We start from the raw sequence: 26,818 nt of genomic DNA, 5'->3' as shown, positions 1-26,818 counted from the left end.
ACGGAAGGTACCGTTCTAAACATGCAGGCCATCGTGTACACGCGCATATCGAAGGACCGTAGCGGCGCTGGCCTGGGCGTGGATCGGCAACGGGCGGACTGCCTCGAGCTGGCGGCGAAGCTGGGATGGACCGTCGTCGCCGAATACTCGGACAACGACATCAGCGCGTACTCCGGGCGTCGGCGTCCGGGGTACGAATCGATGCTGGACGACGTGCGGACCGGCAAGGCCCAGGCCATCGTGGCGTGGCACCCGGACCGACTGCACCGCCGGCCGCTCGAACTCGAGTCGTTCATCGATCTGTGCGAGACGCACCGGACGGAGATTCGCACCGTCCACGCCGGGACGATGGATCTGTCCACGGCGTCGGGGAAGATGCTGGCCCGGATGCTCGGTGCCGCAGCGCGCCACGAGGTGGAACATTCCATCGAACGACAGAAGCGCGCGAAGCAACAGGCCGCGGTAGCGGGCACGTTCCGCGGCGGTCGCCGGTCCTTCGGCTACGAAGCTGACGGGATGCACACGAGGGCAGCCGAAGCCGGGGCCATCCGTGACGCAGCGCCGCGCCTGCTGGCCGGGGTGTCGCTGTCCCAGATTGCGCGGGAGTGGAACGAGGCCGGGTTACGGACCTCGTTCGGCGGCAACCCGTTCGATTCGCGGGAAGTGAAAAAGGTCATGCTCCGACCCCGCAACGCCGGTCACGTCCTGCACGAAGGGAAGCGGGTCGGCGTGGGCGCGTGGGAAACGATCATCGACCCCGACACCCTGGCCGCGCTCGAGTCGCTGTTGACGGATCCGTCCCGCGGCCACTCCGCTGGGCGTGAGCGGCGCTACCAGGGTTCCGGGGTCTACCTGTGCGGCAAGTGCGGCCTGACGATGCTGACGGCGTCGCAGAGTAGCGGGAAGGACAAGCCGAAGGCTCGGGCATACCGGTGCCGCGGCGGCGCTCACCTGGCCCGTGTGGCGGCACCGCTGGACGATTACGTGACGGCGCTCGTGGTCGGACGACTGGCGGCCCCGGACGCCGCGATACTCCGGGGCGACGAGGCGTCGGGCATCGACGTCGAGGGGCTGAAGTCCAGGCGCGCTGGAATCCAGGCGCGCCTGGACCAACTTGCCGAACTGTTCTCCGCTGGCGATATCGACGCATCCCAGCTCCGGGCCGGGACGTCGAAGATGCGCGTCGAACTGGACACCATCGAGGCCGACATCGCCAAGGCCCGTCAGTCGTCGGCACTGGCCAATCTCGTTCTGGGCGGCGACGATATCGCCGAAGCCTGGGAGGCGCTGTCAGCGGACGTACGCGGCAAGGTGATCGACGCGCTGATGACGGTGACGTTGCTCCCGGCACCGCGCGGCCGTCAGCCCGGCGGCGGATATTTCAATCCGGAGTACGTGCAGATCGACTGGAAGACTTTGTCATAGTCACCACGACTATTGTGCCGCAACAGATTTCGACTCTTGCGCACGGATGCGCACACATGCTTAACTGTGGGTGTGCGGGTCCACGGCCCGCGCGGTGACCGTCGAGTCACCGGATCTGACAACGCTGCCGAGATATCTCGGGCCGCTGTGACAACCGCCGTGGGGTGACTTCGCAGGGTGCCGGGTGTAGAGAACTACACCTGGAGCTGTCATGTCCCCACCCGCTAGGCCCGGCGTTGCGTCGGTCGCCACGGCCGCCGAATACATGAACTGCCATCCGGCCACGATCCGGCGAATGATCGCCACGGGGTCGCTTCCCGCGTACCGCGTCGGAACAAGCCGGACGCTCCGGATCCGTTTCGAGGATCTGGACGCCATGCTGACGCCGGTCCAGAAATGAAGGCCGCCGATCGTCGCGTCAGCGACCACGTCGCCCGTGTCCTGGCCTCCGCGCCACCGTTGACCGACGCCCAACGTGACCGCATCGCATCACTGCTGCGCACCGGGAGCCGTCCGAATCATGCTGTCACGCACTGAAAATCGAATCCCATCGCAGACGTGTACTGACCGCAAATGCAGAATCCCGGCGCTGCCGAGACGCCGGGATTCCAAGATACGAACGGTGATTCGATGAAACGAGAATACCCCGCAGCCGCACTGATGGCACAGGTCACCGCGAAGCCGGAGCCTGGGCTGTTCGAGTCGCTGGAAGATTTCACACTGACCCAGACGACGCCCGGTCGACGGGAATGGGTCGAAGCCACGCACCACACGATCGCGCTGCACCTGAGCAAACTGCTGTCGGGCCGCGTGAAGTACGAAGTGACCGGCGAACGGTCCGGGCAGTGGTTCGTCTGGACCGGTGAACGATGGTCTCGCAGCGGCGACGCCGCCGCGCAGGTCCACGCCGCGTTCCAGCGACTGGTGGCAGGGAGCGCGGTGGTTGCCGAACGCGTCGTCCCGACACAACGGATCGTCCCGTACCGAACCGTCAAGCTGACACCGGAAACGGCCATGGCGAAGGTGGAGTCGGGCGAACTGACCACCGACGGCCAGGGCAACTACCACAGCGCGAAGACCGGGAAGCCCGTCACGACGGAAATGGTCGAGGACAAGAAGTGGGCCGGGGCGACGTCGAACCTGGACGGCACGATCCGGCAGCTGAAGTCGATGTGGAACACGCGCGTGCTGGACGGTGACGTGTGGGACGAAGACGGCTACCTGCTGAACACGCCCACCGGGACCGTCGACCTACGCACGGGGGAGGTTCGCGACCACCGGAGCCTGGACCTGATTACGAAGGTCACGAACGCGATGTACGACGAGGACGCCGAAGCGCCGCGGTTCCGTCAGTTCATGGACGAAATTCTTCCCGACGCCGAAGTTCGCGGGTACGTCCAGCGCGCCTTGGGTGCCGCCCTGTGCGGCGACTACAACGAACACCACATGATCTGTTTCGTCGGCGTGGGCCGCAATGGTAAGTCGGTCCTGTTGGAAATTCTGGCCGACGTGCTCGGTTCCTACGCCGGGCACCTTCCGGGCCAGGTGCTCGTGGAACGCCAGGGCGAAGCCCATCCCACCGAACTGATGGTGCTGGACGGTGCGCGTCTGGTCACGTCGTCGGAGACACGATCGGGGCAGCGGTGGAACACAGAGCTGCTGAAGAAGATGACCGGCGGCGACACCCTCCGGGCGCGTGGGATGCATCAGGACTTCCGCGATATCCGGCCCACGTACACGCTCGTGGTCGCAACGAACCATCGCCCGGACGTCGGCCCCGGCGAACAGGCGTTCTGGAAGCGGTACCGCGAAGTGCCGTTCACGCGGAAGTTCGAGGGCGCACAGGCGGATCCGCGGCTGAAGCACACGATCGTGTCCGACGAGTCGAACGGCGTGCTGTCGTGGTTGCTCGAAGGCTGGAAGGACTACGAGGCCAACGGGTTACAGGAACCGGAGTCGGTCACCGAAGCCAGCCGTAACGCCGCTGCGAACGCGTCCACCTTCGCCGTGTTCGCTCGTGAATGCTTCGAACCGGCCGACGGGGACGACGTGACCGCCGGGGACGTGTTCACCGCGTGGCGCAACTACCGGGCCGTGGAGAGTGACAACCCGCGGGAGCGGCCGACGCGGTCGAAGGACATCGGCCCGGCCCTGGTCGGAGAACTGGCCGACATCAACGTCACCGCGAAGCACCTGCCCCGCCAGGGCGGCAATCGGCCGGCGAAGTTCGTAGGGATCCGGTTCACGGACCGGGCGCTGGAACTGCTGAAGACGCCCGACCCGTATTCGTTCGCATGAGCGGCGTGATCCGGTGCCCCCTAAATCCCCCTTACGGACCCCTACCGGGGCCAAGGGGGCACCACGAAACATGCAGCTCATCGACCGTTTCGCCCAGGCGTTTACCCCCTAAGCCCTCTAAATCCCAGAAAGTTGGAAACCTGGTGAAATTTTCTACTTTTTCTATACACGTAACTAACTCGAGGTTTAGGGGGCTTAGGGGGAATCGGTCCAATTTCGGGGCATCGGCCCTGGTCAGTGGCGTCGGAGGGGTGCCCCCTAAGCGGGATTTTAGGGGGCAAGTTTCAGCGGTTCGCGCGTTCGTTCTCGGAACGCAGCCGGAACGAGCGACAGCGAACGGGGCCGTCCGGTGACCGTCCGGCGATCGGCTCGTGTGGTCCACGTCCTGGCCGGTTCGACCCCGGACCTTCCCGGTGCGCTCTGTCGTGGCCGCTGGCATCTGTTCGACCCTGCAGGCCATGGCGAAGTACCGGAGTCGGTGACGGCACGGCAGGCGCAGGCCGTGGCCCTGTGCTCGAGCTGTCCCGCGCTGGCGCAATGCCACGCGTGGATCCTCACCGAACCGCGACGGCTACGTCAGGGCGTCGTGGCCGGACACATCTATTCCTACAAAACCTCGAAGGACGAAGCTGATGACTGAACGATCCGACGGCCTACTGTTCGACCTCCCGGCTTCGGCCTCCGATCCGCAGGCTTACCGCGCCGCCGCCGCCCGTGTCGCAGCCATCCGGGAACGTAGCCGCGGCCATTCGCTGGTCGACATGGAGAGGGCGCTGGGAGCGGAACTACTGGCATCGACAGAGGCTGACCGGCTGACCGAAACGCAGGACAGGGAAGACGTCCCGTTCGAGTTCCTGCAGGCGCGACTGGGCGCGCGGCTGACTGTGGCGCTGATCGGGTGGCTGATGCGTCGTCATCCTCGTGTGACCCGAAGCGACAGGGAAGGGCCGTCGGCGTGGACGAACGCTGAACTGGGCGAACCGCTGACGGGGCTGTCGGCGGACGATCTGGCCCGCCTGGGTGTCACCGATTCCCCGACCGACGATCCGGCCTGCCTGGCCGCGTTCGACGGCTTCGGTACGGCCTATCCGGATCGGGTCCGGTTGATCACCCAGGCGCGCGCACGGTACGAGGACGGGTGGATATCGAAGACGGACGACGATCTACGTCAGTTGCGTCGGACGGCGCTGTGGAACGGCCAGCTGGCGCAGCGCGACATCGATGCCTGGAAGGCGGGGGAGCGATGACCGTGCGTGCGCTCGGGCCGGATGCGATCCTCGTGGACCGGGCAGCTGCGGCGAAGTTGGCGGACGCGCTGGACGCGTTGAACACTCGTGATCCGGACCGGGGATTAGTACCTTCGATGCGGGTTCTTCGGGACGAGCTACGAACCGCCACAACGGCATTCGTTTACGCCGACGCAAACGATGTTTGGCGCGAACTGATTTCGGCTGCACGATTGCCCCATGACCTCGTGGACACGGCTGAAGCGGCGCGGATCCTGCGCTGTGGTGAACCGAACGTCCGGCATCTGGTCCGCAAAGGGCGGATCGACGCCGAACGCATCGGTGGCCGTTGGCTCGTCCACCGATCGGACCTCGAGCGGTTCCGGACGCGCCGCACACGATGACGCTGCGATCGGGGCGCTTCGGTGACGCGCCCCGATCTACGCACCGTGCGGAACGTGGAGCTGCTGAAGGTCGGCCGCTACGACATCTCGAACCGTGAAGGCTGGACCGTCACCCGGCCCATGCTGGCATCGATCCTGTCGGCGTTCCGGGACGGCGGCGTTCGTCGTCCTCCGCTGAAGCTGGGCCACGTCGAAGACGAGGTCGGCCAACCGTCCATCGGATGGATCGACGGGCTTCGGCTGACCGACGGAGGCGACACCCTCGTCGGTGACTACGTCGGCGTTCCCGGTCCGTTGGCGGCGAACCTGAAGGGTCTGTTCCCGACGAGGTCGGTGGAAGTGGCCGACAACTGGACCGCGCCGGACGGTCGTGTGTTCCCGGCGTTCCTGGCCGCCGTCGCGCTACTGGGCGCGGAGGATCCCGGCGTTCCCACACTGAAGTCCCTGAACGAAGTCACGGCCCTCTACGACGGCGGCGCGTCACGCGTGCCCGCCATGGCAACGACCGGGATCCGGCTCGTCCGGGCTTCGGCCCCGCAATCTGCACAACTGACAACGGCCCAGCGCGTACAGCTACGCGCCGCCGCGTCACGCCGTCGGCAACGCCGCGCGGCTTCGATCCTGCACACGATGGAAGGGAACTGAACATGTCGATCGATATCGATATCTACGGCCCCGGTCGCGACATCAGCGCCCAGGCCACCGCGGACGTGATCGGCGGCCGCGCCGTGGCGATCAGCGGCAACCGCGTATCGGGGGGAAACCTGGCCGTCGCCCCGGCCCCGGCAGGTGCGCGCATCTTCGGAATCGCCAAGCACGACGCCGCGACGGGCGGCCTCGTCTCCGTCACTCGCGGCAACAGCCGTGTGGTCCGCGTTCGAGCCGGGGGAGCGATTGCGGCCAACGCCGAAGTGGAGGTCGGCAGCGCCGGCCAAGTCATCACCAAGGCCAGCGGCGTGGCCGTCGGCTTCGCCGTCACCGGAGCCGCCAGCGGCACCGACGCCCAGATTTCTCTCTACTGAAAGGTGTTGTGCTGCAATGGCTAACGCACTCATTCCCGAACTAAACGGCCGCCGCCTGACGGTGGACGTCGCACTGAAGAACCCGTCGGTGATCCGTGACCGGGTCGCCGCACTGGCCGACAATCAGCTGCTGCTCCCGAAGTTCTTCAGCCCCTACGGTGCCCGCGTCGAAGGCGGCGGCCTGCTGTACGCCTCCGCTCGTGTGGCCGATCTGTACGTCGCCGGGGACGTCGAGAAGCGCACTCCCGGTTCGGAGTACATCACCGTGAAGGGTGTCGACCCGGAGCCGAAGCTGGCGCCGGTCGAGGACTTCGGCGGCAAGTTCAAACTGACCGACGAGGAAATCGACCGCAACGATGTGTCGCGGCTGGACAACTACACAACCCAGCTCGCGAACACGATCACGCGCAAGCTCAACGCCCGCGCCATCGAGGAACTCGAAGCGCACCTGTTGCCGGAGAACGTCATCGTCGGCCACGAGTGGGCCACGGTCCAGCTCGACGGTGCCGCACCGACAGGCGCGTCGGAGCGGCCCACCGCCGACTTCGCCGAAGCACAGGCCGCTGCCGATCGCCAGGAAATGGGCGTGACTCACGATCTGATCATCATGGGCCCGGACCTGGCCGCCACGCTGCGAACCCTGTACGGCCAGAACCTGAAGGACGTCCTCGAGTCGTTCGGCCTGACTCTGTTCGTCAGCCCACGAGTGGCAGACGGGGTGGCGTACGTCCTGGCCCAGGGTGAAGCCGGATCCGTCGGGTTCGAGCGACCCCTGACCATCGAATCCTGGGACGACCGGTCCGTCCGGTCGCGTTGGGTCCAGGGCTACGCGGTTCCGGCCATCGCGGTCGAACGGCCGTACTCGGTGAAGAAGCTCGTCGGACTCACGGCATAAGGGAAGGGACAGACATGGATTTCACACCCGAACAGATCACCCGGCTACTCGAGGCACTGGGCCTGGGCTCCGACGTCACCGACGCCGAACTCGTCGTGGTCGCTGTCGAAGAACTGGTGACCGCTCCGCCCGTGGCTGCCGCGTCGGCCGCCGCTGCAGGCGGCGTCGTGCTGGACCCGGCGGCGTACGACGTGCTGAAGGCCGACGCCGATCGTGGTCGCGCATTGGCCGCGGCGTCGAAGGTCCGTGAAGCGAACGACGCGGTCGATTCGGCTATCAGGGCCGGGAAGCTGCCGCCCGCGCGTCGTCAGCACTGGCTGGACGTGATCCAGGCAGATCCCGCTATGGCGGCAACGCTGAAGCAGATGCCCGTGGTGATCCCGCTCGAGGAACTGGGCCACTGCGACCCCGGCGCGAACGACCCCGACGGGCTGACAGAGCCTGCAGGTTGGTTCCGCTGACCCCACAAGCTCCGCTGTCGGTGTTCGTCTTTCCGGACCGCCGACAGCGGTAGCGCCGCTGGGGAATGGGTTTGCTTCCGTTTCCCCTGGTGCCCCTGGCGGCGCACCCGGAGCGGCCGCCGCGTTGGTGGAACAGCGCGAACGCCACTCCCACGGCCCCGACTCCCGGCGTCTTTGCTTCCACTTCTTCGCCACGGAGCCGGGGCCGTTCCATGTCCAGGTCCAGGCCGCTGACCAGCCGATATGTGGCCATCCTGGCGGGCTTAGGCCCCTGACTAGGGGATTTATCGGGGTACCCCCTGGGACACCCCATCAGCGGTTATTGTCCGCATATATACGCGCGGCGTGCCAGGATCGGGCGGGGTACTAATACCCCAATGCCCTTGTGCGGCAACAGTTTACGAAGATCGAAGTTGGTAGATCCGCGCCCGTGACAGGCCGGTGGCTTCGGCGATGTCCTGCCAGCTCTCACCGTCTGCGAATGCGCGACGGATCCGGTCACGGATCTGTCGGCTCGTCCGGGCCTGCAGATCGGTCAGGGTCGTCTGTTCGCGGGCCAGTTTGCGGTAATCCGACGCCAGGGTCATGGTCCCAGTCTAGGGGGTATGGAACGCTACTGACCTGGTGTGAGTCCCCATTCTGTCGGTGACACCTGCCCCCAGTTCTCGGGATCGGCGGTCGTCAGTTCGGCTTCCGAACATTTGAGTATCTGTGCCAACGCGCGCGAATGGTCGTTCAACGGGATCGTTCGTTCCAGCTGACGTTCGAGGTCGGGAATGCCGGACAGCTTGCCGGCCTTCTCCACAGTCAGCCCGGCGTCGGCACACTTCTGGGTCACGGCCCGTTTGTTCCACATGTCAATCAGTCAACGCCGGTCGGCGTCGGATCGGCGTCGTTCGAGTGAATGAACGTGGCCGGCATCGCCTGTTTTGTCGGACTCGACTGGCACACTGCCGCCCATGGCACTCACAAATAATTCGCGTCAGAAGTTCCTCGTCCAGACAATTCCGTTCGGAATGGGCAAGCTGTATCGGCACGAGTACGAAGGCAGGTTCGAGCTGGACCCCTCCGGCGCACTGTTGATTCAGGAATCGAGCGGTAAGCAGCTGGTGTGGGGGCCGGGTGTGTGGCAGCGCATTGACCTAGCGATCGGCACCGACACCGACACCAGCACGGAAGGCTGAACCATGGCACTCGAAAACACGGCTGTGAAGTCGTTCAAAGTCACCTACCAGGGTAGTAATGGGCGGGGCTCAACCGTGTTCACGGACTCGAAGTACGAGGTTCACGCGTCCGGGGCGCTGTCTGTCTACGAGCGCGGTGACGAGCCGAAGACAACTATCTTCGGGCCAGGTATGTGGGTTCGCGTCGAAGATCCGGCCCCGCCGGAGAGGGCGACATCTGTCGCGCGGAGACTTCGGTAAGCGAGGCGGTCGGTTGAATCGCGCGGGGTCGCCGGTTGGGTGCAAGCCGCGCTGAACGGTCGACTTGTTCGCTTAGCGAACGAGTTTCGACTTATGTGACCCCGCGCGGCTATCGCATGAGGGAATGACTTCGTGTCGTACCATGTTGATAAAGTCAAGACAGACTGTGGATAACCTGTGGATGAAAACGCTGACGGAAGGGAGTGGTTCCAGTGGTGAACGCTCTCGATGTCGGTGCCTACATCTACCAGCGCTGCGGTTGGGTGGATGCGTGGAGCTTGGAGAAGTTGACGTACTTCGTCCAAGCGTGGCATCTCGCCTGGGACGGCCGACGGCTGTTCGATGACGAGTTCGAAGCTTGGCCCGCTGGGCCGGTGGTGCCGAAATTGCATCAGGTGAACAAGTACGACCGGCCGGCGGTCGGCGGAATCTTCGGGACGGAACTCCCCGGAGCTAAGCCGCAGGAAATCGTCGGCCAGTCGCAACTGATTGTCGATGCGGTGCTGGACTTCTACAGCCAGCACGACAGGTACACGCTGATCGAAATGACGCATCAAGATCTACCGTGGAAGAAGGCGCGGGGGGATCTGAACAAGCACGCGAAGAGTAACGAGGTGGTGACCGTGTCTGACATGCGGCGCTGCTATACGTCGAAGATGCTGAACTCCGACGAAACGGTACCGGCTGCGCCCAATTTGCAGCCTGTATCCGTCTCCGGTGGGGAGCCGTTTCAAAGTGCTGTCGACCGCGAAATTGAGCGGTGGACACAAACACTCTCCTTGCTTGCGGAGCGTTGAGCTTCTGCCTACCTGTTGAAGACGTCATCGAGACGAACAGGAAGATGATCGGTGCCCAGCACGTCCTTCTGGATCGAGGGAAGCTAGAAGGCGCGCTGGGCCGCCCGATGCACACGTTCGATGGCCAACTGCTGATCCCGGCGTTTATGGCGCGGGCCGCCACGTTGTTGGATGGACTCGTGTCCGCCCACGCGTTCGGCGACGGTAACAAGCGAACTGCGTGGATATCTTCGATGATTTACCTGGGAGCGTTCGGCGCTACCATCAGCAACGCGGCACAGGCCGAAGCGGCAGATTTCGTGGAGGCTGTTGCTCTCCACCAATACGACGTTGCCGGAATCACTACATGGTTTGGGGACCGACTCATCTGAGGGTCCGCGGCAACTAGGATCGCTGATTCGATCCTGTTGCTTATTTCTAGCGATCCTAGTTGCCGCGGATGGCTAGGTTGCATTTTGCCTGCTCAGGCGGCGTGTCGCCGTTGCTTGGGAAGTGCTCTCCGGGGAGCGGGACGGGTAGCACATCAGACAATTTTAGAACAGTTACAAGTGCACCTTTGACTTGGCATTGGCGCTGTCGGTTCTCGACGCTGCCAAAGCGATTCCGCGTGGATGCCTGTCCGACACGGTGTTTCTGGGTGAGTTGGCACTCGATGGCAGGCTGCGCGCAGTTCGTGGGGTCCTGCCCGGGGTGCTCGCGGTCAAGAGTGCTGGCTGGCAGCGGGTGGTCGTTCCGCTGCAGTGTCTGCCCGAAGCGGGGCTGGTGGACGGGATCGAGGTGCTGGGTGCGGGTTCGCTCGGGGACGTGGTGGCCTGGCTACGTGGTGAGCAGGCCCTCGAATCACCCATCCCGACCGAATGGCACGAGGAGATCTACCCGGACCTCAGTGATGTTGCGGGACAGGCGGATGCGCGATGGGCTCTGGAGGTCGCCGCCGCAGGCGCACATCACATCATGCTGACCGGGCCACCGGGCATCGGAAAAACGATGCTCGCGCAACGTCTTCCGGGGATTCTGCCCCCGCTGACCGAATCGGAAGCGCTCGAAGTGACAGCGATCCACTCGGTGGCGGGCCTGTTGACCACGGCGCGGCCGCTCATAACGTCGCCGCCGTTCATCGCTCCGCACCATTCGACCTCGGTGAGCGCCTTGGTAGGGGGCGGAACCGGAATGGCCAAACCGGGAGCGGTCAGTCGCGCACATCGAGGGGTTCTGTTTCTGGACGAGTGCGCCGAGATGAGCGTTCGGGTACTCGAGGCGTTGCGTACTCCGTTGGAGGACGGCGAGATTCGCATTGCTCGTCGCGACGGTGTGGCCAGGTATCCGGCCAGATTTCAGTTGGTTCTCGCAGCCAATCCGTGCCCGTGTGCACCCGCGCGGCAGGTGGACTGCGTCTGCCCGCCCACAGCGCGACGCAAATATCTCGGCAAGCTGTCCGGGCCGTTGCTGGATCGCGTCGATCTGCGCATTCAGATGATGGGTGTCGCGACAGGTGCACTGGTCGACGAGGTAGGGGAGGGTACGAGCGAGATTCGCGCACGCGTGACCGGGGCCAGGGACGCCGCCGCGCAGCGGTGGCGGGAGTTCGGCTGGAGGACCAACGCGGAGGTTCCAGGACCCGCTCTGCGCCAACGATTTCGATTGGCGCGCTCGACGCTCGCTCCGGTCGAGCGCGCGTTGCGCAACGGATCGCTGACCGCGCGCGGCGCGGACCGCGCCATTCGGGTGGCGTGGACGCTGAACGATCTGGCCGGTGGTTCGGTCCCCGGTGCCGACGAGGTCGGAGCCGCGTTGGACTTCCGTGACAGGGGAGTGGCATGACGCACGACACGCGCCGACTCGCCTGGGCGTATCTCTCTCGCGTGGCGCAAGGCCCGCATCGGCCGGTGGTCGATCATGCTGCAGCTCACGGTCCCGAATCGACGGCAGACGCAGTGCGGGCGGGCAGGTTGGGAGAGAGGCTCGCGGTCCGCGCCCACATCGATACCGCGGCAGCGGATCTCGACCACATCGCTGCGCTCGGTGGCCGGTTGATCACGCCGGACGACGACGAATGGCCGGCGTGGCGCTTTCTCGGATTCGACGGACCGGGAATGACCGCAGGGGTGGACACCTGTCCGCCGATTGCGTTGTGGGCGCTGGGAACTCGGCAGGTGGCAACGATCACCGAGCGATCGGTGTCGATCGTCGGGACTCGTGCATCGAGTCCTTACGGCGATCATGTGACGGCGGAGATATCCGCCGATCTGGCGCTCGACGGCTGGACCATCATCTCGGGAGCGGCTTTCGGCATCGACGCCGCGGCACATCGGGCGGCCCTCGGAGTCGAGGGTACGACGATGGCGGTGCTCGCCTGTGGCGTCGATCGTGCGTATCCAGCGGGTCATTCGCGGCTACTGCGGCAGATCGCTGCTCACGGGCTGGTTCTCAGTGAGTACGCGCCGGGCACGACGCCGGCGAAGCATCGTTTCCTCGCTCGCAACAGGCTCGTCGCGGCACTCGGATCGGCTGTGGTGGTCGTCGAGGCCGGGTGGCGGAGCGGTGCTCGCAACACGGCGGCATGGGCAGCGAAACTGGGACGGCCGGTGCTGGCGGTCCCTGGGCCGGTCACGTCGCCCTCGTCCACCGGCTGTCACCGCATGATCCGGGACGGCGAGGCCGTGCTGGTGTCGAGCTCTCACGACGTGGTCGCCGAGGCGGGCGCTCTCGGGTCCTCGGAGGAGTCTCGGCCCGACCTCTTTCGTGAAACCGATGCGCTCTCGGACACAGCACTGTTGATCTACGACGCGTTGCCGGCATCCGGATCACTGTCGAGTCGAGAATTGTCCGAGCACTCCGGTGTGCCGTTGAGCAAGGTGCGCGCATCCCTGCCGGTAATGGAGATGGACGGATTCGTGGCCAGCGACGAGACCGGATGGTTCCGCGTGGTGCGTGGGTGAGCGCACTATCGTTCACGAGCTCGGACGGTAGGGTGTTAGGTAATGCTTAGTCGATGCATCGGGTATCGGCGTCGTTCGCTCGAAGAGGGGTCCGAAGTGCCACGCAAGAAAACCACCCTGTCCGTCCTGCGCACCGAAGCGCTCACCCCGCACATGCACCGGGTCTACCTGGGTGGGGCCAACTTCGACGACTTCGATGCGATCGACGAGACCGACGCCTACGTCAAGTTGTTCCTCGGTACCGAGGACGAACCGATCATGCGCACGTACACCGTTCGCTCGGTCGACACCGGCGCGCGGGAGATAGCCATCGACTTCGTGGTGCACGGAGACGAGGGAGTCGCCGGGCCGTGGGCCACCCGGGCGAAGCCGGGAGACGAGATGTCGTTCTTCGGCCCCTCCGGTGGGTACGCCCCGCGCCCCGACGCCGACTGGCACCTGTTCGCCGGCGACGAATCGGCGATTCCGGCGATCTCGGCTGCCGTCGAGGCGCTCCCGGAAGACGCCATCGCCAAGGTCTTCATCGAAGTCGCCGACCGGCACGACGAGATCTACATGGAGACGCTCGCCGTCGTCGATGTGACCTGGGTCCACCGGGGTGCGTCCTCGAACGAGGTCGGGGACGACCGGGCGGGAGACAACGCGCCGTTGATCGCAGCGGTGAAGGGAACCGAATGGCTGCCGGGGCAAGCACAGGTCTTCGTACACGGGGAAGCGCAGGCCGTCATGCACAACATCCGGCCCTACATCCGCAAGGAGCGCGGGGTCGGTGCCGAGTGGGCCTCGATTTCGGGGTACTGGCGTCGCGGCCGAACCGAGGAGACGTTCCGCGTGTGGAAGCGCGAACTCGCACAGGCCGAATCCGGAGTCGATGCCTGATCCGGCGACAACCCAGCTCGGACGGCGTGTCCGGTTGTCGCGCGGCCGGCCAGCGCTCAAGCTGAGCCGATGACCGATTCGCTGCCGCCTCACCTCGGCGTTCACGTCGAGGAGTTCGCCGAGCATCTTCGACTCGGTCGAGAGCGATCCGAGCACACCATCCGGGCCTACGTCTCCGATGCTCGTTCGCTGCTCGCGCACTTCGCCGAGTCCTCGCCGGATGCGACGATCGCCGACCTCGACCTCAGGGCAGTGCGTTCGTGGTTGGCCACGCACTCGGCGGCCGGATCGGCCAGAACGTCGATGGCGAGGCGAACCTCGTCGGCAAGGACGTTCGGGAAGTGGCTCGAGCGGGTGGGGGCAGTGACGGCGGCACCGGCAGAACGCCTGGCCGGTCCGGCCGGCCACCGCACGCTGCCCGGTGTTCTTCGCCACAGCCAGGCGGCACAGGCGTTGGCCGCTGCCGAATCGGGTGCCGCCGAGCTCGACCCCATCGCGCTGCGGGACAGGCTCATCGTCGAGTTGCTGTACGCGACCGGGGTGCGGGTGGGGGAGTTGTGTGGACTCGACATCGACGACGTGGACACCGAGCGCCGCCTGGTCCGCGTCATCGGCAAGGGAAACAAGGAACGCTCGGCTCCGTACGGTGGACCGGCAGCCCACGCGGTCGAGAACTGGCTGGTCAGCGGCAGACCCGAACTGGTCTCTGATCGATCCGGTGCGGCATTGCTGCTGGGACGTCGAGGTGGACGGCTCGACCAACGGCAGGCGAGAACGGCGGTACACGCGGTACTCGATACCGTCCCCGGTGGTCCCAGCCTCGGCCCACACGGCCTGCGTCATACAGCGGCAACTCACTTGCTCGAAGGTGGAGCCGATCTGAGGGTGGTGCAGGAGCTGCTCGGCCACGCCTCTCTGGCGACCACCCAGATCTACACACACGTGTCGGTGGAACGGCTGCGTGCCGTGCACGATCAGGCTCATCCCCGAGCGTGAGCCGAGCGTCGGCAGCACAACGTTTGGTAGCGTCGTGTACCGACTGACAACACCGAATACGGGGGACCGTGGACCGCGACCGACCGCAAGGTACTTCGGAGACGTGGTCCATGCATGTCCGGAACGGCTCCGCCGCCGATCATCAGAGCTCCTCTGGTCGGTCGGACAGCGCACGCGACAACGCCGGCGGGCCCGTATCGTCGAATTCGATGTCCACTCCCCGCTCGACGCCTCGCCAGCCGCCACCCTGGCAGACACCCGACTCGGGCGACCGACAGTCGATGCCGCCGCGGTACAACCCGCCGGTGCCGGTCGAGCCCGGGCCTCCGGCCGTGCAGCCGGACCGGTACCAGCCGGACCGATACCAGCCGGACCGATACCTGCCGGTGCCACCGCACACCGATGATTCTCGGACCCACCCCGATCGATGGTCGCCACAACCCTGGTCGGGGGCACCCAACGCCTATCGACCCAACAGTCAGGATCTGGGCGCGGACTCGCTGCTCAAGCGTCCCAAGCGAGCGTCGAACTCGGGCTGGCGGCGGGGCGTGCACCGGCTGACCGGCTGACCGGCGGCGTCATCAACCCAGGCGAATCGACGGCCGAAGAGCGGTACCGAAACCAGGTCGAGCGCATTCGGCAGCCGGTGCTCGGCGACTACCGGATCGCCTTCCTGTCGCTCAAGGGTGGCGTCGGTAAGACGACGACCACGCTGGGCCTCGGTTCGACTTTCGCATCGCTGCGCGGAGATTGCGTCATCGCGGTGGACGCAAATCCCGACTTCGGCACCCTGGGGGAGCGAGTTCCGCGTCAGACGGCGTCGACCGTGCGCGATCTGCTGGCCGCCGCGCCCAACATTCGTCGCTACTCCGACATCCGCGAGCACACCTCGCAGGCGCCGAGTCGACTCGAAGTGTTGGCCGGCGAGCGCGACCCCGCCGCGTCGGAGATGTTCGGCGAAGAGGACTACCGCGCCGTCATCGACATGCTGCAGGTGTACTACAACCTGATCCTGACCGACTGCGGCACCGGGATCATGCACTCGGCGATGAACGGGGTACTGCAACTGGCGAACGCGCTGGTTCTGGTCAGCTCGCCGGCAGTCGACGGTGCGCGCAGTGCTGCGGCGACGCTGGACTGGCTGGAGCTGCACGGCTACGGCCATCTGGTCGAACGGACCGTGGTGGTGATCAGCTCTGTTCGCCCGGGTTCGTCGGCGGTGGACATGAACTTGCTGCAACAGCACTTCCTCGAGCGCTGTCGCGCCGTGCTGGTGGTTCCATTCGACGAGCACCTCGCCGAGGGTGCCGTGGTCGATCTCGACCTGTTGCGTCCCCAGACTCGAAGTGCGTTCGTCGAACTCGCGGCGATGGTGGCCGACGATTTTCCCGCGGCGTCCGGCCGACACTCCGGCCCACAGCGCTGACGATCATCTGCCTTTGTCGTCGAGGGGTTTCAACCTGATCGGACTCGCGCGTACCAACGCCGTGGGATCGAGATAGTCGCGGCCACGTCTGATGCCCCAGTGCAGGCACGTCGACGAGCAGCTCTCGTGCCCCGAGGTCAACGAACCCAGCACGGTCCCTCGACGAACTCGCGCGCCGGCGGCAACCGAAGCCAGCACCGGTTCGTACGTCGATCTCAGTCCGCCCGGATGATCCATCGATACGACGGGCTTTCCCGCGACCGATCCGGCGAACACCACGGTGCCGTCGGCGACGGCAAGAACCGACTGGCCCTCCTGCGCGGCGAGATCGACACCACGGTGGCCGGCCAGCCAATTCTGCTCGGGACGGTCGAACGGAGCGACGACCTGGGGCCTCGGCTGCAGCGGCCAGACGAACGTGCCTGGCTGCGCCGATGCGACCGGCGTCGAGAGAGCTACCGCCGTCGCGAGGCCCACCGCGAGTGTGCGGCGCATGGGAGAGGTGTTCACCCGTCGACCATCTCCTGGATCGGAGCGATCGAACGGACCCGAGGGTGATTTGTGGACAAGTGATTTCTTTGTCCACAGGCCCCGGAATCTCTTGACAGTCGGGCCTGGTTATGACGGGGGCGGTGGCAGGTCTACACTCGTCACTTGCGGCCTGTGCGTGCACGGGTCGACTTCGCGCGTCCGCGTCATCGCATCGTCTGCTTCGAGCAGAATCACCGATACGAGAACCGGTTGTCGGCGGTCCTGAGATCTTCGTGATGTCAGGTCCGGCAACTTCAGCGGGCGCCAGGGCAGAGGTCACCGACACTCTGCGTCAACCGCACCATCGAAAGAGAGTTCTTCAGCCATGGCTGTAGTAACAATGAAGCAGCTGCTCGACAGCGGCACACACTTCGGACACCAGACCCGTCGCTGGAACCCGAAGATGAAGCGATTCATCTTCACCGACCGCAACGGCATCTACATCATCGACTTGCAGCAGACTCTGACCTTCATCGACAGGGCCTACGAGTTCGTCAAGGAGACCGTTGCCCACAATGGCACGGTTCTGTTCGTCGGCACCAAGAAGCAGGCGCAGGAGTCCATCGCCGCTGAGGCAACCCGCGTGGGCATGCCCTACGTGAACCAGCGCTGGCTCGGTGGCATGCTCACCAACTTCCAGACGGTGCACAAGCGTCTGCTCCGCCTCAAGGAGCTCGAGGCCATGGAGCAGACCGGTGGCTTCGAGGGACGCACCAAGAAGGAAATCCTCATGCTCACGCGTGAGATGACCAAGCTCGACCGCACCCTCGGTGGCATCCGGGACATGTCCAAGGTTCCGTCGGCCATCTGGATCGTCGACACCAACAAGGAGCACCTCGCGGTTGCCGAGGCTCGCAAGCTGAACATCCCGGTCATCGCGATCCTCGACACCAACTGCGATCCCGACGTGGTCGACTACCCGATCCCGGGTAACGACGACGCGATCCGTTCCGCTGCGCTGCTGACCAAGGTCGTCGCATCTGCAGTCGCCGAGGGCGTGCAGGCGCGAGCAGGTCAGAACACTGCATCCGACGCCAAGCCCGAGGTCGGCGCAGGCGAGCCCCTCGCCGAGTGGGAGCTCGAGCAGCTCGCTCAGGCTTCACCGGCAGCAGAGGCTCCCGCAGCAGAGGCCCCCGTGGCGGACGCTCCCGCAGCAGAGGCTCCCGCGGCGGACGCTCCGGCAGCAGAAGAAGCACCGGCCGCTCAGGCTTGATCGAATTCGGTCCCGGTTCACCGTCAGGGGTGGGCCGGGGCCGCTTCGGTATGTCAGGGTTGTGGTCGTTACGGCTCCGCAGTGAGCCCGTCGATCCCGCCCTGTGAACAGCATTTTTCGTCAACGCCCGTACCCAGACTTTTGAGGAGGCTCGCCCACGATGGCGAACTACACTGCCGCCGACGTCAAGCGGCTCCGTGAGCTCACCGGCTCCGGAATGATGGACTGCAAGAACGCGCTCGCCGAGAACGACGGCGACTACGACAAGGCCGTCGAGTACCTGCGTATCAAGGGTGCCAAGGACGTCGGCAAGCGCGCCGAGCGCAACACCGCCGAAGGCCTCGTCGTCGCCGAGGGTGGAGTGCTCGTGGAGATCAACTCCGAAACCGACTTCGTGGCCAAGAACGACGAGTTCCAGACGTTCGCCGCGTCCGTCGCGGCGACGGCTGCAGCAGGCAAGCCGGCCGACGTCGATGCCCTCAAGGCGCTCGACCTGAACGGCAAGACGGTCGAAACGGCTCTGAACGAGCTGTCGGCGAAGATCGGCGAGAAGCTCGAACTGCGTCGCGTCGTGTCCTACGACGGCAACACCGCCACGTACCTGCACAAGCGCAGCGCGGACCTGCCGCCTGCCGTCGGCGTGCTGGTCGAGTACACCGGTGACGGCGATGCCGCAGGAGATGCCGCACGCGCAGCTGCGATGCAGATCGCAGCCCTCAAGGCCAAGTACGTCACGCGCGACGAGGTCCCCGAGGACCTCGTGGCCGCCGAGCGTCGCATCGCCGAGGAGACCGCTCGCGAAGAAGGCAAGCCGGAGCAGGCACTGCCGAAGATCGTCGAAGGTCGCGTGAACGGATTCTTCAAGGACGTCGTTCTCACCGAACAGAAGTCGGTGCAGGACGGCAACAAGACCGTCAAGGCCATTCTCGACGAGGCCGGCGTCACCATCACCCGCTTCTCTCGGTTCGAGGTCGGCGCCAGCTAGTCTGCGCACCGGTTCGGTCGAGGCGATGCCGTTCATTCGATTCCATCGAGTGGGCGGCATCGCTCGTGCGCGGGGCAGGTGGGTGTGCAGGACGGAGCCCTGTCCACCACCCGGGCATCGATAGGGCAGGATGATCCAAGAAGAAACCGTAGTGTTCGACGAGTACCGAGGAGAGCTATGACCGATCCGGCCCCTGACCGTCCCGGGTTCCGACGCGTGATGCTCAAACTGGGTGGGGAGATGTTCGGAGGCGGCCAGGTCGGTCTCGATCCGGATGTCGTGAACAACGTTGCCGAACAGATCGCCGAGGTGGTGGCAACCGGGGTTCAGGTCGCGGTGGTGATCGGCGGTGGCAATTTCTTCCGTGGTGCCGAACTGCAGCAGCGCGGCATGGACAGGTCTCGCTCGGACTACATGGGCATGCTCGGTACCGTGATGAACTGCCTTGCGCTGCAAGACTTTCTGGAGAAGCAAGGCGTTGCCACCAGGGTGCAGACCGCGATCACGATGGGTCAGGTCGCAGAGCCGTACCTCCCGCTGCGTGCGCGACGGCACCTGGAGAAGGGGCGCGTCGTCATCTTCGGAGCCGGCATGGGCATGCCGTACTTCTCCACCGACACCACGGCTGCCCAGCGCGCGCTGGAAATCGGTGCCGAGGTGTTGTTGATGGCGAAGGCAGTAGACGGCGTGTACTCGGCCGATCCGCGCCTCGACCCCGATGCCACGATGTTCGACACCATCACGCACCGCGAAGCCATCGAACAGGGACTCAAGGTTGCCGACGCGACGGCCTTCAGCCTGTGCATGGACAATCAGATGCCGATGCTGGTGTTCAATTTGCTGATTCAGGGAAATATCGCTCGCGCTGTGTCCGGTGAGAAGATCGGCACGCTGGTCACGTCGTGATCGTCGCCGACAGTGACGTGAGCGAATCGAAGACGAAGACGATGGAGGACAGATCGTGATTGACGAAGCTCTCTTCGATGCCGAAGAGAAGATGGAAAAGGCCGTATCGGTTGCACGTGACGATCTGTCCTCGATTCGCACCGGACGTGCCAACCCCGGAATGTTCTCCCGCATCGTCATCGAGTACTACGGTGCCCTGACGCCGATCACCCAGCTCGCCAGTATCAGCGTCCCCGAAGCGCGCCTCGTGGTCATCAAGCCGTACGAGTCCAATCAGCTCGGGCCCATCGAAACCGCCATTCGCAACTCCGACCTCGGTGTCAATCCCACCAACGACGGCAACCTCATTCGAATCGGAGTTCCGCAGCTCACCGAGGAACGGCGCCGCGAATTCGTCAAGCAGGCCAAGGGCAAGGGCGAGGACGCGAAGGTGTCGATTCGCAACGTCCGCCGAAAGACGATGGAAGAGCTCAAGCGAATCCAGAAGGACGGCGAAGCAGGCGAGGACGAGGTCGTCCGCGCCGAGAACGATCTCGACAAGACCACTGCGAAGTACACCGCCTCCGTCGACGAACTCGTCAAGCGCAAAGAGGGCGAGCTGATGGAGGTCTGACCCGACCTCGACAGCTGCTTTTCACGACGGACGACGATGAAATTCGAGGAGATGACGACAGTGGTGGGACCGGATCGGCAGGAGGGCAGCGGTACGCCCGCTGCCTCGTCCGGGGTCGCCGCAGCGAAGTCGACGGGCAAGGCAGGCCGTAATCTGCCCGCCGCGATCGGAGTCGGCGGCTCGTTGGGCATCGGTCTGATTCTCGTCCTCGTCTTCGTGCCGCTGGTGTGGATCGGGGTGGTGGCCGTCGCGCTGGCCGTTGCCACCTACGAGGTGTCCAAGCGCCTGCGCGAGGGTGGGGTACTGGTGCCCCGCATTCCCCTGATCCTCGGCGGTCAGGCGATGATCTGGCTCGGCTGGCCGTTCGGGGCGGTCGGTGTGCTCAGCGCTGCCGTGGGCACCGTCCTGGTGTGCATGGTGTGGCTGCTGCTGCGGCAGGGATTCGGCACCGCTCCGAAGAACTACCTCGAAGAACTTTCCGTCACCGTCCTCGTGGCATGTTGGTTGCCGCTGCTGGCCTCGTTCACCGTCCTGATGGTGCTGCAGGACAACGGCGCAGGCCGCATCCTGGTGTTCGTCATCGGCGTCGTGTGCTCGGACATCGGCGGCTACATCGCGGGTGTGTTGTTCGGAAAGCACCCGATGGCACCTGCCATCAGCCCGAAGAAGTCCTGGGAGGGGCTCGCCGGGTCACTCATCTTCTGCATCATCGGGTGTCTGCTGACGGTCACGCTCATCCTCGAGGCCAACTCGATGATCGGCATCCTTCTCGGCGTGGTGCTGGTGGTGACCGGCACGTTGGGCGATCTGATCGAGTCGCAGGTCAAGCGTGATCTCCGCATCAAGGACATGGGCACCCTGCTGCCCGGCCACGGCGGCATCATGGACAGGCTCGACTCGCTGCTGCCCTCGGCTTTCGTGGCATGGCTCGTCTTCACCGTTCTCCTCTGAGCAGACTGCTCTCGGGCGTGCGCAGTGATGTCACCGGGGTGATTCCCAGCCCCAACATCTGGAACTGGCCACACCTGTACGAGGCGGAGAACCGCGCTCAGGACGTCGACGGTGCACTGTTCGATGCGATCCGGTCGGTTGCGGACTGGTCGGCGAAGACTGTCGTCGACGTCGGCTGCGGAAGCGGCTTCCATCTTCCGATCTTCGCGGCCGACGCCCAACGAGTACTGGGAATCGAGCCGCACGAACCACTCGCTGCCTCGGCGAGGGCACGAGTCGCGAACCTGCCGAACGTCGAGGTGAGGACGGCGCAGGCGGATTCCCTGCCGATCGGCGACGGCACTGTGGACGTCGTCCATGCGCGCACCGCGTACTTCTTCGGACCGGGCTGCGGGCCGGGAATCGTCGACGCCATGCGCGTGCTCGGGCCGGGCGGAGCGTTGGTCGTCGTGGATCTGGACGCCACCGCGTCGCCGTACGGGGATTGGATGCGGGCCGATCTACCGCACTACGACCCGTTCACGGTCGAGGCGTTCTTCGAGGCACAGGGTTTTGCACTGAACCGCGTCGACACGAGGTGGTCGTTCCCGAATCGACGCCTGATGCGCGATGTGCTGGGAATCGAGTTCGGCCCACGCGTTGCGCGTGATGCCATGAAGTCGGTGGACGGGGTGTCGTTCGATGTCCGGTATCGAGTCCACGTCCGATACAAGCCGACCGGAATCGAGTTGCGTTAGCGAGCCGGTGGGCCACGGCCGACCACCTCGACTGCGGGGCTGTATCAGGAGGCGGCAGAGATCCCGAAGATCTCCGCCAGTTCGTTGATCTTGAGTGCTTTCGCCAGACGAGGTAGGTCGCTTCCGTCCTTGACGTGTGCTCCGTCGGCACCGAGGGCATCGATGACGTCACGGGCCCACGACACATCCGTGGGTGACGGGGCGAGCTCGCGGTTGACGATGGCAGCCTGCTCCGAATGCATGCACAGCTTGCCCGTCATGCCCATCGACAGGGTCAGAGCTGCATCGCGTCCGAGGATGCTGTCGTTGGCCGTCAGTGTCGGTCCGTCGATCGGCCCCGGGATGCGCGCTGCGCGTGAGGACACGACGAGGCGCGAGCGGGGGTATGCCATCGCCAGGGGGTCGTCGCTCATGCCCGTGTCGCGGCGGAAGTCGCCACTGCCGAAGGCGAGACGGAACGTCGAATCCGCGCGGGCGATCTCCGTAGCGGCTTCGAGGCCCATCGCCGACTCCACCAGTGCCAGGATCGGGGTGCCGGGTGCCAGGCGAGCAGCTGTTGCCTCGACCTGGCCGCCGCTCTCGGTCTTCGCGAGCATGACACCGACCAGTCCGGGTAGGCCGGACAGAGCGGCGAGGTCATCGGCCCAGTACGGGGTCGTTGCGTCGTTGATGCGGACCCATGCAGAGTTTCCTTCGCCGAGCCACCGCACGACGGCCTCGCGCGCGGCCGGCTTCTTGGCCGGCGCGACTGCGTCTTCGATGTCGAGGATGACGGCATCGACTCCCGACGCGACGGCGTCGCCGAAGGTTTCGGGCTTGGTGGCCGGTACCAGCAGCCAGGACCGTGCTCGGTCGGGGGCTACGCCGGATGCCACGGGTGTCTCCATGAAAGTTGTCACGTCATGCTCCTCGAGTGAAGTGGGGCACCCCAAGCCTGATCGATTCAGTCGATGCGCGCCACCTTCTGTACATAGTGTTCACGATCTGTGCTGCTGCTACTTCTTCTTCGCTGCGCGCCGGACCTGGAGGATTCGAGCTCCGCCGACCATCGCCATGACCAGTGCACCTGCGATCGCAGCCAGCAGCATGCTGATGCCCAGAGGCAGATCGAGCTGCCAGGCGAAGATCTGTACGGTGACGGAGTCGAGATTCTGCACGATGAACACGAGCAGAACGACCAGGACCACGGCCCCGACCACCAGGCCGGTCCACAGCGCAGCGGTGCGGGTGTGGGCGATGTCGGTCGAGCTGCCTGCCTGGGGCTCCGGGACGAACTCGGGATCCGGCGCGGAATGACCGTCCGAATCCGGAGTCGTGATGGGAGCGAGGTCACCCGAGGCGCTGTGGTCGCCGGGGTGAACCGCACCTGATGTGTCCAGCGATGTCTCGTGACTGTCGTCAGCTCTGGTGGCCATGTCGATGATCCTTCCGCACGTGAAGGCCGAATGCACGTGCATCCGGCCACGACCTCGATACCCATCGGGTAACGGACGGAAACCGGCGCGAATAGGACTGCGAGGCAATGAGGTGGACAATGGAAACATGCAGCGTCAGCGAAAGATGGGGGGTGGAGCATGAGTGACTCCGCCGAGGCAACGAACACGTCGACCGAGCAGAAGAGGCCCAATCTTCCCTTGGTCTTCACTGCGCCGCGTCGCGGCATGCCGTCGCGTCACCTCGCGGACCTGGACAAAGAGGGTCTGCGGGATGCGGTGAAGGCGCTCGGTCTCCCTGCGTTTCGCGCCGATCAGCTGGCCCGGCACTACTACGGGCGTCTGGAGGCCGACACCACCAAGATGACCGACCTTCCGGCCGAGGCCCGCGAGAAGGTCGGTGCCGATCTCTTTCCCACGTTGCTGACGCCGATCAAGCACCTGGCATGTGACGACGGTGACACTCGAAAGACCCTGTGGAAGGCCAACGACGGAACACTTCTCGAAAGTGTCCTGATGCGGTACCCGGATCGGGCGACTCTGTGCATCTCGAGTCAGGCCGGCTGCGGAATGGCCTGTCCCTTCTGTGCGACCGGCCAGGCCGGTCTGACGAGGAACCTGTCGACGGCCGAGATCGTCGACCAGGTCCGTTCGGCTGCAGCCGATCTGCGTGACGGCGTGGTCCACGGGGGCGAAGGACGACTTTCGAACGTGGTCTTCATGGGGATGGGCGAGCCCCTGGCGAACTACAAGAGGGTCGTCTCCGCGGTGCGCAAGATCGTCTCGCCCGCACCCGACGGACTCGGCCTCTCACAGCGATCGGTGACGGTGTCGACGGTCGGACTGGCACCGGCCATTCGGAAGCTGGCCGACGAGGGACTGTCGGTGACGCTGGCGGTGTCGTTGCACACGCCCGACGACGAGCTCCGCGACACGCTGGTTCCGGTCAACAATCGCTGGTCGGTGGCCGAAGTACTGTCGGCGGCCAGGTACTACGCCGATCAGACCGGTCGGCGTGTGTCGATCGAGTACGCGATGATCCGGGACGTGAACGATCAGCCGTGGCGAGCGGACATGTTGGGCAAGAAGCTGCACAAGGCGCTCGGCTCGCGGGTCCACGTGAACCTGATCCCACTCAATCCGACTCCGGGTAGCGAATGGGACGCCAGCCCGAAGCCGGTGGAGAGAGAATTCGTTCGTCGGGTGATCGCGCAGGGTGTCTCGTGCACCGTCCGTGACACCCGCGGTCAGGAGATCGCCGCGGCGTGCGGTCAGCTGGCAGCCGAGAACTGAATCGGTTGCTAGCGGGGCTTGCGGCGGACGATCACGTCTCGCACGACGAGCCCGACCAGCGTCGCCGCGAATCCGATCAACCACAGATCCTCGACCTTGCCGGTGTGGTTGCCGATCATCATGAACAGCAGGAACACGGCGACGACGATGGCGGCCACCCGCATCGCGCGATTCGACTCACCACTCCACCCCCACTCGGCGGACGGCACGTCCGGCACCTCGTGGCGGGTATCGACGACCTGGTCGTACGAAGCGGATTCCAGTTCGGTATTGGCCACCGGTCGGTCCTCTCGGGTGATGAATTCTCGAAGTCGTCCTTCACGGGGCGTCGAGCCTGCCGCGTTCGGACAATATTGGCATACGACCGCCCGTCGTAGCCATCAGGGTTGTGTGCTCACCCGGCGCGACAGCCGACTTCGATGAGAGACTGCGGCGGTGACGTCCGAGCGCCTTCCGCATCCGCTGACCCAGTTTCCGTTGAGCTACCCCCGAGACATGGTGGGGTACGGCCGCACGCCGCCGCATGCCCAGTGGCCGGGTGAGGCCAACATCGCTGTTCAGTTCGTCCTCAACTACGAGGAGGGTGCGGAGAACAACGTCCTCGACGGTGACACCAAATCCGAGACGTTCCTCTCGGAAATGATCGGGGCACAAGCCTTTCCGAACCGCCACATGAGCATGGAGTCGCTGTACGAGTACGGCTCGAGGGCCGGCGTGTGGCGGGTGCTGCGGGCGTTCGAGAAACGCGACCTACCCCTGACGGTGTTCGCTGTCGCGAAGGCCATGGAACGAAACCCGGAAGTGGTTGCCGCACTGGCGGAATTGGGCCACGAGATCGCCTGCCACGGTCTGCGGTGGCTGTCCTACCAGCAGATCGACGAGAACGTCGAGCGCGAGCACATGGCCGAGGCCGTGGCCATCCTTCAGGGCCTCACCGGCTCGGCCCCGCTCGGGTGGTACACCGGACGTGACTCTCCGAACACCCGGTCGCTCGTCGTCGAGCACGGCGGATTCGTGTACGACTCGGATTCCTACGCCGACGATCTTCCCTACTGGGAGAAGGTCTCTCGCGGCTCCGAGGTGGTCGATCATCTGGTGGTGCCGTACACCCTCGACACGAACGACATGAGATTCGCCTCGCCGGGCGGCTTCTCGACCGGGGACGAGTTCTATGCGCATCTGCGGGACGCGTTCGACGTGCTGTACGCCGAGGGGGAGAACGGCAGCCCCAAGATGCTCTCGGTCGGACTGCACTGCAGGCTGGTGGGCAGGCCGGCTCGCATCGCCGCCCTCGAACGTTTTCTCGATCACGTTCAGTCTCACGAGAAGGTGTGGGTGGCGAAGCGAATCGACATCGCCGAGCACTGGCGCGCCGTACACCCGCCCTCCTCCTGACTCAGCGCGGCGACCGGCACGCTGACTCCAGCGCGGCCAGATAGCGGTCGGTGAACAGGGCCTGGACCCGCTTGCCCACCGGACCACCGAGCCTGGTGTACCAGCGGCCGGGGTTCGAGAACGCGGTGATATGCGCGGAGACCGTCCCGTCCTCGGGGGAGTAGTCGACGTAGAACAGTTCCTCGCCGGACTCGGGATGGCCGTCGAGCGTGCCGTAGGCGAAGCCCTGTCGGTTGGCTTCGTCGATGACGTAGACGACCCGGCACGGGATGCGGACGGGCCCGAGGGTGAGCACGACCACGGCGTCGGGGACGGCGTTGTCGTTGCTGGAATGAACCTTCAGCCCGGTGCCGCGATGCATGTCCCAGCGCATCAGTGCGTCGGCTGCGGCTACGAAGTCCTCGACTCCGGATCCGATGACCCGCGACTTCTCGACGTGGTGGTAACCGGTCGGGAGCCTGCCGCTCGTTGCCCCTACGTCGGCGTAGTTGAACGATGCTGCGGTGTACTTCGAGACGTTCATGCCTTCCACCCTGCCAGCATCGGCGGAGCGCATAGGGGTTTCTCAG

31 protein-coding genes and 2 pseudogenes are annotated in these 26,818 nt (G+C 65.2%); 26 read left to right on the top strand and 7 right to left on the bottom strand.

Translation table 11 applies throughout. The annotated features are described in order from the left end of the window. The first annotated feature begins 21 nt into the window (after positions 1-21). From ABZ677_RS11820 to ABZ677_RS11775, 10 genes are all read left to right on the top strand, one after another. The gene (locus tag ABZ677_RS11820) at positions 22-1,425 is read left to right on the top strand and encodes a recombinase family protein (protein WP_358369460.1); all 1,404 of its coding nucleotides are present in this window, start codon (positions 22-24) and stop codon (positions 1,423-1,425) included. 211 nt (positions 1,426-1,636) lie between these two features. Further along, positions 1,637-1,825 (top strand): excisionase family DNA-binding protein, encoded by a 189-nt coding sequence (locus ABZ677_RS11815; protein WP_094695446.1) that lies wholly within the window; start codon positions 1,637-1,639, stop codon positions 1,823-1,825. 230 nt (positions 1,826-2,055) lie between these two features. Continuing rightward, positions 2,056-3,723, top strand: a complete 1,668-nt coding sequence (locus ABZ677_RS11810) for a phage/plasmid primase, P4 family (protein ID WP_358369456.1) — start codon at positions 2,056-2,058, stop codon at positions 3,721-3,723. A gap of 349 nt (positions 3,724-4,072) precedes the next feature. Next, positions 4,073-4,363 (top strand): WhiB family transcriptional regulator, encoded by a 291-nt coding sequence (locus ABZ677_RS11805; RefSeq protein ID WP_358369453.1) that lies wholly within the window; start codon positions 4,073-4,075, stop codon positions 4,361-4,363. Beyond that, complete coding sequence (locus ABZ677_RS11800; RefSeq protein ID WP_358369450.1) at positions 4,356-4,970, top strand: hypothetical protein; 615 nt, start codon at positions 4,356-4,358, stop codon at positions 4,968-4,970. Before ABZ677_RS11805 ends, ABZ677_RS11800 begins: the two co-directional genes overlap by 8 nt. Further along, the gene (locus ABZ677_RS11795) at positions 4,967-5,353 is read left to right on the top strand and encodes a helix-turn-helix domain-containing protein (RefSeq protein WP_358369447.1); all 387 of its coding nucleotides are present in this window, start codon (positions 4,967-4,969) and stop codon (positions 5,351-5,353) included. Before ABZ677_RS11800 ends, ABZ677_RS11795 begins: the two co-directional genes overlap by 4 nt. A gap of 21 nt (positions 5,354-5,374) precedes the next feature. After that, positions 5,375-5,998, top strand: a complete 624-nt coding sequence (locus ABZ677_RS11790) for a hypothetical protein (protein ID WP_358369444.1) — start codon at positions 5,375-5,377, stop codon at positions 5,996-5,998. Between the two features lie 2 nt (positions 5,999-6,000). Further along, positions 6,001-6,375 (top strand): capsid cement protein, encoded by a 375-nt coding sequence (locus ABZ677_RS11785; protein WP_358369441.1) that lies wholly within the window; start codon positions 6,001-6,003, stop codon positions 6,373-6,375. 16 nt (positions 6,376-6,391) lie between these two features. Beyond that, positions 6,392-7,270, top strand: coding sequence for a major capsid protein (locus ABZ677_RS11780; protein WP_094695440.1), 879 nt, complete (start codon positions 6,392-6,394; stop codon positions 7,268-7,270). 14 nt (positions 7,271-7,284) lie between these two features. After that, positions 7,285-7,731 carry a phage protease gene (locus ABZ677_RS11775; protein WP_358369438.1) on the top strand — a complete coding sequence of 149 codons (447 nt, stop codon included), beginning with the start codon at positions 7,285-7,287 and terminating at the stop codon, positions 7,729-7,731. A 398-nt stretch (positions 7,732-8,129) separates the two neighbouring features. On the opposite strand, the gene ABZ677_RS11770 is transcribed toward ABZ677_RS11775, so the two are convergent. Together ABZ677_RS11770 and ABZ677_RS11765 are read right to left on the bottom strand one after the other, a co-directional pair. Next, a complete protein-coding gene (locus ABZ677_RS11770; RefSeq protein ID WP_358369435.1) occupies positions 8,130-8,318 on the bottom strand; it encodes a hypothetical protein in 189 nt (62 codons plus the stop codon). A 26-nt stretch (positions 8,319-8,344) separates the two neighbouring features. Further along, a complete protein-coding gene (locus ABZ677_RS11765) occupies positions 8,345-8,569 on the bottom strand; it encodes a hypothetical protein (RefSeq protein ID WP_358369432.1) in 225 nt (74 codons plus the stop codon). Between the two features lie 121 nt (positions 8,570-8,690). Between ABZ677_RS11765 and ABZ677_RS11760 the strand changes: the two genes are divergently transcribed. From ABZ677_RS11760 to ABZ677_RS11725, 8 genes and pseudogenes are all read left to right on the top strand, one after another. Further along, positions 8,691-8,915 (top strand): hypothetical protein, encoded by a 225-nt coding sequence (locus ABZ677_RS11760; protein WP_094695436.1) that lies wholly within the window; start codon positions 8,691-8,693, stop codon positions 8,913-8,915. A 455-nt stretch (positions 8,916-9,370) separates the two neighbouring features. After that, a complete protein-coding gene (locus tag ABZ677_RS11755) occupies positions 9,371-9,952 on the top strand; it encodes a Panacea domain-containing protein (protein ID WP_179274246.1) in 582 nt (193 codons plus the stop codon). Next, a complete protein-coding gene (locus ABZ677_RS11750; RefSeq protein ID WP_143544844.1) occupies positions 9,916-10,323 on the top strand; it encodes a Fic family protein in 408 nt (135 codons plus the stop codon). Before ABZ677_RS11755 ends, ABZ677_RS11750 begins: the two co-directional genes overlap by 37 nt. Before the next feature lie 184 nt (positions 10,324-10,507). Continuing rightward, positions 10,508-11,773 (top strand): annotated as a pseudogene (locus ABZ677_RS11745) (YifB family Mg chelatase-like AAA ATPase); the annotation flags it as partial. Next, complete coding sequence (gene dprA, locus ABZ677_RS11740; protein WP_094742080.1) at positions 11,770-12,891, top strand: DNA-processing protein DprA; 1,122 nt, start codon at positions 11,770-11,772, stop codon at positions 12,889-12,891. The pseudogene ABZ677_RS11745 and the gene dprA, both read left to right, overlap by 4 nt. Before the next feature lie 96 nt (positions 12,892-12,987). After that, positions 12,988-13,770 carry a siderophore-interacting protein gene (locus ABZ677_RS11735; RefSeq protein ID WP_094742079.1) on the top strand — a complete coding sequence of 261 codons (783 nt, stop codon included), beginning with the start codon at positions 12,988-12,990 and terminating at the stop codon, positions 13,768-13,770. A gap of 69 nt (positions 13,771-13,839) precedes the next feature. Further along, a complete protein-coding gene (locus ABZ677_RS11730) occupies positions 13,840-14,766 on the top strand; it encodes a tyrosine recombinase XerC (protein ID WP_037189641.1) in 927 nt (308 codons plus the stop codon). Positions 14,767-15,251: 485 nt separating this feature from the next. Then, positions 15,252-16,192: pseudogene (locus tag ABZ677_RS11725) on the top strand (MinD/ParA family protein). Between the two features lie 3 nt (positions 16,193-16,195). Here the strand turns inward: ABZ677_RS11725 and ABZ677_RS11720 are convergent. Continuing rightward, entirely contained in the window at positions 16,196-16,687 is a 492-nt protein-coding gene (locus ABZ677_RS11720) for a peptidoglycan DD-metalloendopeptidase family protein (RefSeq protein ID WP_358369684.1), read from the bottom strand. A gap of 361 nt (positions 16,688-17,048) precedes the next feature. Here ABZ677_RS11720 and rpsB point away from each other — a divergent pair, with 361 nt between their 5' ends. The 6 genes from rpsB (at position 17,049) to ABZ677_RS11690 (ending at position 22,128) form a co-directional block, all read left to right on the top strand. Further along, positions 17,049-17,936: a 30S ribosomal protein S2 gene (rpsB, locus tag ABZ677_RS11715; RefSeq protein WP_358369427.1), complete on the top strand. Its 888-nt coding sequence runs from the start codon at positions 17,049-17,051 to the stop codon at positions 17,934-17,936. 160 nt (positions 17,937-18,096) lie between these two features. Continuing rightward, positions 18,097-18,921, top strand: a complete 825-nt coding sequence (tsf, locus tag ABZ677_RS11710) for a translation elongation factor Ts (protein ID WP_037189637.1) — start codon at positions 18,097-18,099, stop codon at positions 18,919-18,921. Between the two features lie 177 nt (positions 18,922-19,098). After that, on the top strand, positions 19,099-19,827 hold the full coding sequence (pyrH, locus tag ABZ677_RS11705; RefSeq protein ID WP_032397808.1) for a UMP kinase: 729 nt from the start codon (positions 19,099-19,101) through the stop codon (positions 19,825-19,827). Between the two features lie 55 nt (positions 19,828-19,882). Next, positions 19,883-20,440 carry a ribosome recycling factor gene (gene frr / locus ABZ677_RS11700; protein ID WP_037189636.1) on the top strand — a complete coding sequence of 186 codons (558 nt, stop codon included), beginning with the start codon at positions 19,883-19,885 and terminating at the stop codon, positions 20,438-20,440. Positions 20,441-20,476: 36 nt separating this feature from the next. Then, a complete protein-coding gene (locus ABZ677_RS11695; RefSeq protein WP_037189635.1) occupies positions 20,477-21,391 on the top strand; it encodes a phosphatidate cytidylyltransferase in 915 nt (304 codons plus the stop codon). Between the two features lie 38 nt (positions 21,392-21,429). Continuing rightward, a complete protein-coding gene (locus tag ABZ677_RS11690; RefSeq protein WP_358369681.1) occupies positions 21,430-22,128 on the top strand; it encodes a methyltransferase domain-containing protein in 699 nt (232 codons plus the stop codon). A 44-nt stretch (positions 22,129-22,172) separates the two neighbouring features. Here the strand turns inward: ABZ677_RS11690 and ABZ677_RS11685 are convergent, their stop codons facing one another. Both ABZ677_RS11685 and ABZ677_RS11680 read right to left on the bottom strand, forming a co-directional pair. Beyond that, complete coding sequence (locus ABZ677_RS11685) at positions 22,173-23,027, bottom strand: CoA ester lyase (RefSeq protein WP_170946041.1); 855 nt, start codon at positions 23,025-23,027, stop codon at positions 22,173-22,175. Positions 23,028-23,123: 96 nt separating this feature from the next. Continuing rightward, the gene (locus ABZ677_RS11680) at positions 23,124-23,543 is read right to left on the bottom strand and encodes a lipopolysaccharide assembly protein LapA domain-containing protein (RefSeq protein ID WP_037190165.1); all 420 of its coding nucleotides are present in this window, start codon (positions 23,541-23,543) and stop codon (positions 23,124-23,126) included. Between the two features lie 159 nt (positions 23,544-23,702). On the opposite strand from ABZ677_RS11680, the gene rlmN reads away from it, so the two are divergent. After that, positions 23,703-24,854, top strand: coding sequence for a 23S rRNA (adenine(2503)-C(2))-methyltransferase RlmN (gene rlmN / locus ABZ677_RS11675; protein WP_052047521.1), 1,152 nt, complete (start codon positions 23,703-23,705; stop codon positions 24,852-24,854). A gap of 8 nt (positions 24,855-24,862) precedes the next feature. On the opposite strand, the gene ABZ677_RS11670 is transcribed toward rlmN, so the two are convergent. Next, on the bottom strand, positions 24,863-25,132 hold the full coding sequence (locus tag ABZ677_RS11670; protein ID WP_037189628.1) for a DUF2631 domain-containing protein: 270 nt from the start codon (positions 25,130-25,132) through the stop codon (positions 24,863-24,865). 217 nt (positions 25,133-25,349) lie between these two features. On the opposite strand from ABZ677_RS11670, the gene puuE reads away from it, so the two are divergent. Then, positions 25,350-26,249, top strand: coding sequence for an allantoinase PuuE (gene puuE, locus ABZ677_RS11665; protein ID WP_037190161.1), 900 nt, complete (start codon positions 25,350-25,352; stop codon positions 26,247-26,249). 1 nt (position 26,250) lies between these two features. Here the strand turns inward: puuE and ABZ677_RS11660 are convergent, their stop codons facing one another. After that, positions 26,251-26,772 (bottom strand): DUF1990 domain-containing protein, encoded by a 522-nt coding sequence (locus tag ABZ677_RS11660; RefSeq protein ID WP_358369419.1) that lies wholly within the window; start codon positions 26,770-26,772, stop codon positions 26,251-26,253. Between the last annotated feature and the right edge of the window lie 46 nt (positions 26,773-26,818).

It is taken from the genome of Rhodococcus sp. NPDC006774 (genome assembly GCF_040636045.1).
Classification (GTDB): Bacteria; Actinomycetota; Actinomycetes; order Mycobacteriales; family Mycobacteriaceae; genus Rhodococcoides.
Note: the sequence above shows the minus strand (reverse complement) of the source record. Positions and strands in the feature narration are given on the sequence as shown.

What these genes read in the sequence shown, in the direction of transcription:
- ABZ677_RS11795 (WP_358369447.1), top strand. Translation starts at nt 4,967, where the DNA reads ATGACCGTGCGTGCGCTCGGGCCGGATGCGATCCTCGTGGACCGGGCA.
- ABZ677_RS11785 (WP_358369441.1), top strand. Translation starts at nt 6,001, where the DNA reads ATGTCGATCGATATCGATATCTACGGCCCCGGTCGCGACATCAGCGCC.
- ABZ677_RS11720 (WP_358369684.1), bottom strand. Translation starts at nt 16,687, where the DNA reads ATGCGCCGCACACTCGCGGTGGGCCTCGCGACGGCGGTAGCTCTCTCG.
- ABZ677_RS11660 (WP_358369419.1), bottom strand. Translation starts at nt 26,772, where the DNA reads ATGAACGTCTCGAAGTACACCGCAGCATCGTTCAACTACGCCGACGTA.
- ABZ677_RS11770 (WP_358369435.1), bottom strand. Translation starts at nt 8,318, where the DNA reads ATGACCCTGGCGTCGGATTACCGCAAACTGGCCCGCGAACAGACGACC.
- ABZ677_RS11775 (WP_358369438.1), top strand. Translation starts at nt 7,285, where the DNA reads ATGGATTTCACACCCGAACAGATCACCCGGCTACTCGAGGCACTGGGC.
- dprA (WP_094742080.1), top strand. Translation starts at nt 11,770, where the DNA reads ATGACGCACGACACGCGCCGACTCGCCTGGGCGTATCTCTCTCGCGTG.
- puuE (WP_037190161.1), top strand. Translation starts at nt 25,350, where the DNA reads ATGGTGGGGTACGGCCGCACGCCGCCGCATGCCCAGTGGCCGGGTGAG.
- ABZ677_RS11810 (WP_358369456.1), top strand. Translation starts at nt 2,056, where the DNA reads ATGAAACGAGAATACCCCGCAGCCGCACTGATGGCACAGGTCACCGCG.
- ABZ677_RS11800 (WP_358369450.1), top strand. Translation starts at nt 4,356, where the DNA reads ATGACTGAACGATCCGACGGCCTACTGTTCGACCTCCCGGCTTCGGCC.
- ABZ677_RS11680 (WP_037190165.1), bottom strand. Translation starts at nt 23,543, where the DNA reads ATGGCCACCAGAGCTGACGACAGTCACGAGACATCGCTGGACACATCA.
- ABZ677_RS11815 (WP_094695446.1), top strand. Translation starts at nt 1,637, where the DNA reads ATGTCCCCACCCGCTAGGCCCGGCGTTGCGTCGGTCGCCACGGCCGCC.
- ABZ677_RS11760 (WP_094695436.1), top strand. Translation starts at nt 8,691, where the DNA reads ATGGCACTCACAAATAATTCGCGTCAGAAGTTCCTCGTCCAGACAATT.
- ABZ677_RS11820 (WP_358369460.1), top strand. Translation starts at nt 22, where the DNA reads ATGCAGGCCATCGTGTACACGCGCATATCGAAGGACCGTAGCGGCGCT.
- rpsB (WP_358369427.1), top strand. Translation starts at nt 17,049, where the DNA reads ATGGCTGTAGTAACAATGAAGCAGCTGCTCGACAGCGGCACACACTTC.
- tsf (WP_037189637.1), top strand. Translation starts at nt 18,097, where the DNA reads ATGGCGAACTACACTGCCGCCGACGTCAAGCGGCTCCGTGAGCTCACC.
- ABZ677_RS11780 (WP_094695440.1), top strand. Translation starts at nt 6,392, where the DNA reads ATGGCTAACGCACTCATTCCCGAACTAAACGGCCGCCGCCTGACGGTG.
- rlmN (WP_052047521.1), top strand. Translation starts at nt 23,703, where the DNA reads ATGAGTGACTCCGCCGAGGCAACGAACACGTCGACCGAGCAGAAGAGG.
- ABZ677_RS11730 (WP_037189641.1), top strand. Translation starts at nt 13,840, where the DNA reads ATGACCGATTCGCTGCCGCCTCACCTCGGCGTTCACGTCGAGGAGTTC.
- ABZ677_RS11695 (WP_037189635.1), top strand. Translation starts at nt 20,477, where the DNA reads ATGAAATTCGAGGAGATGACGACAGTGGTGGGACCGGATCGGCAGGAG.
- pyrH (WP_032397808.1), top strand. Translation starts at nt 19,099, where the DNA reads ATGACCGATCCGGCCCCTGACCGTCCCGGGTTCCGACGCGTGATGCTC.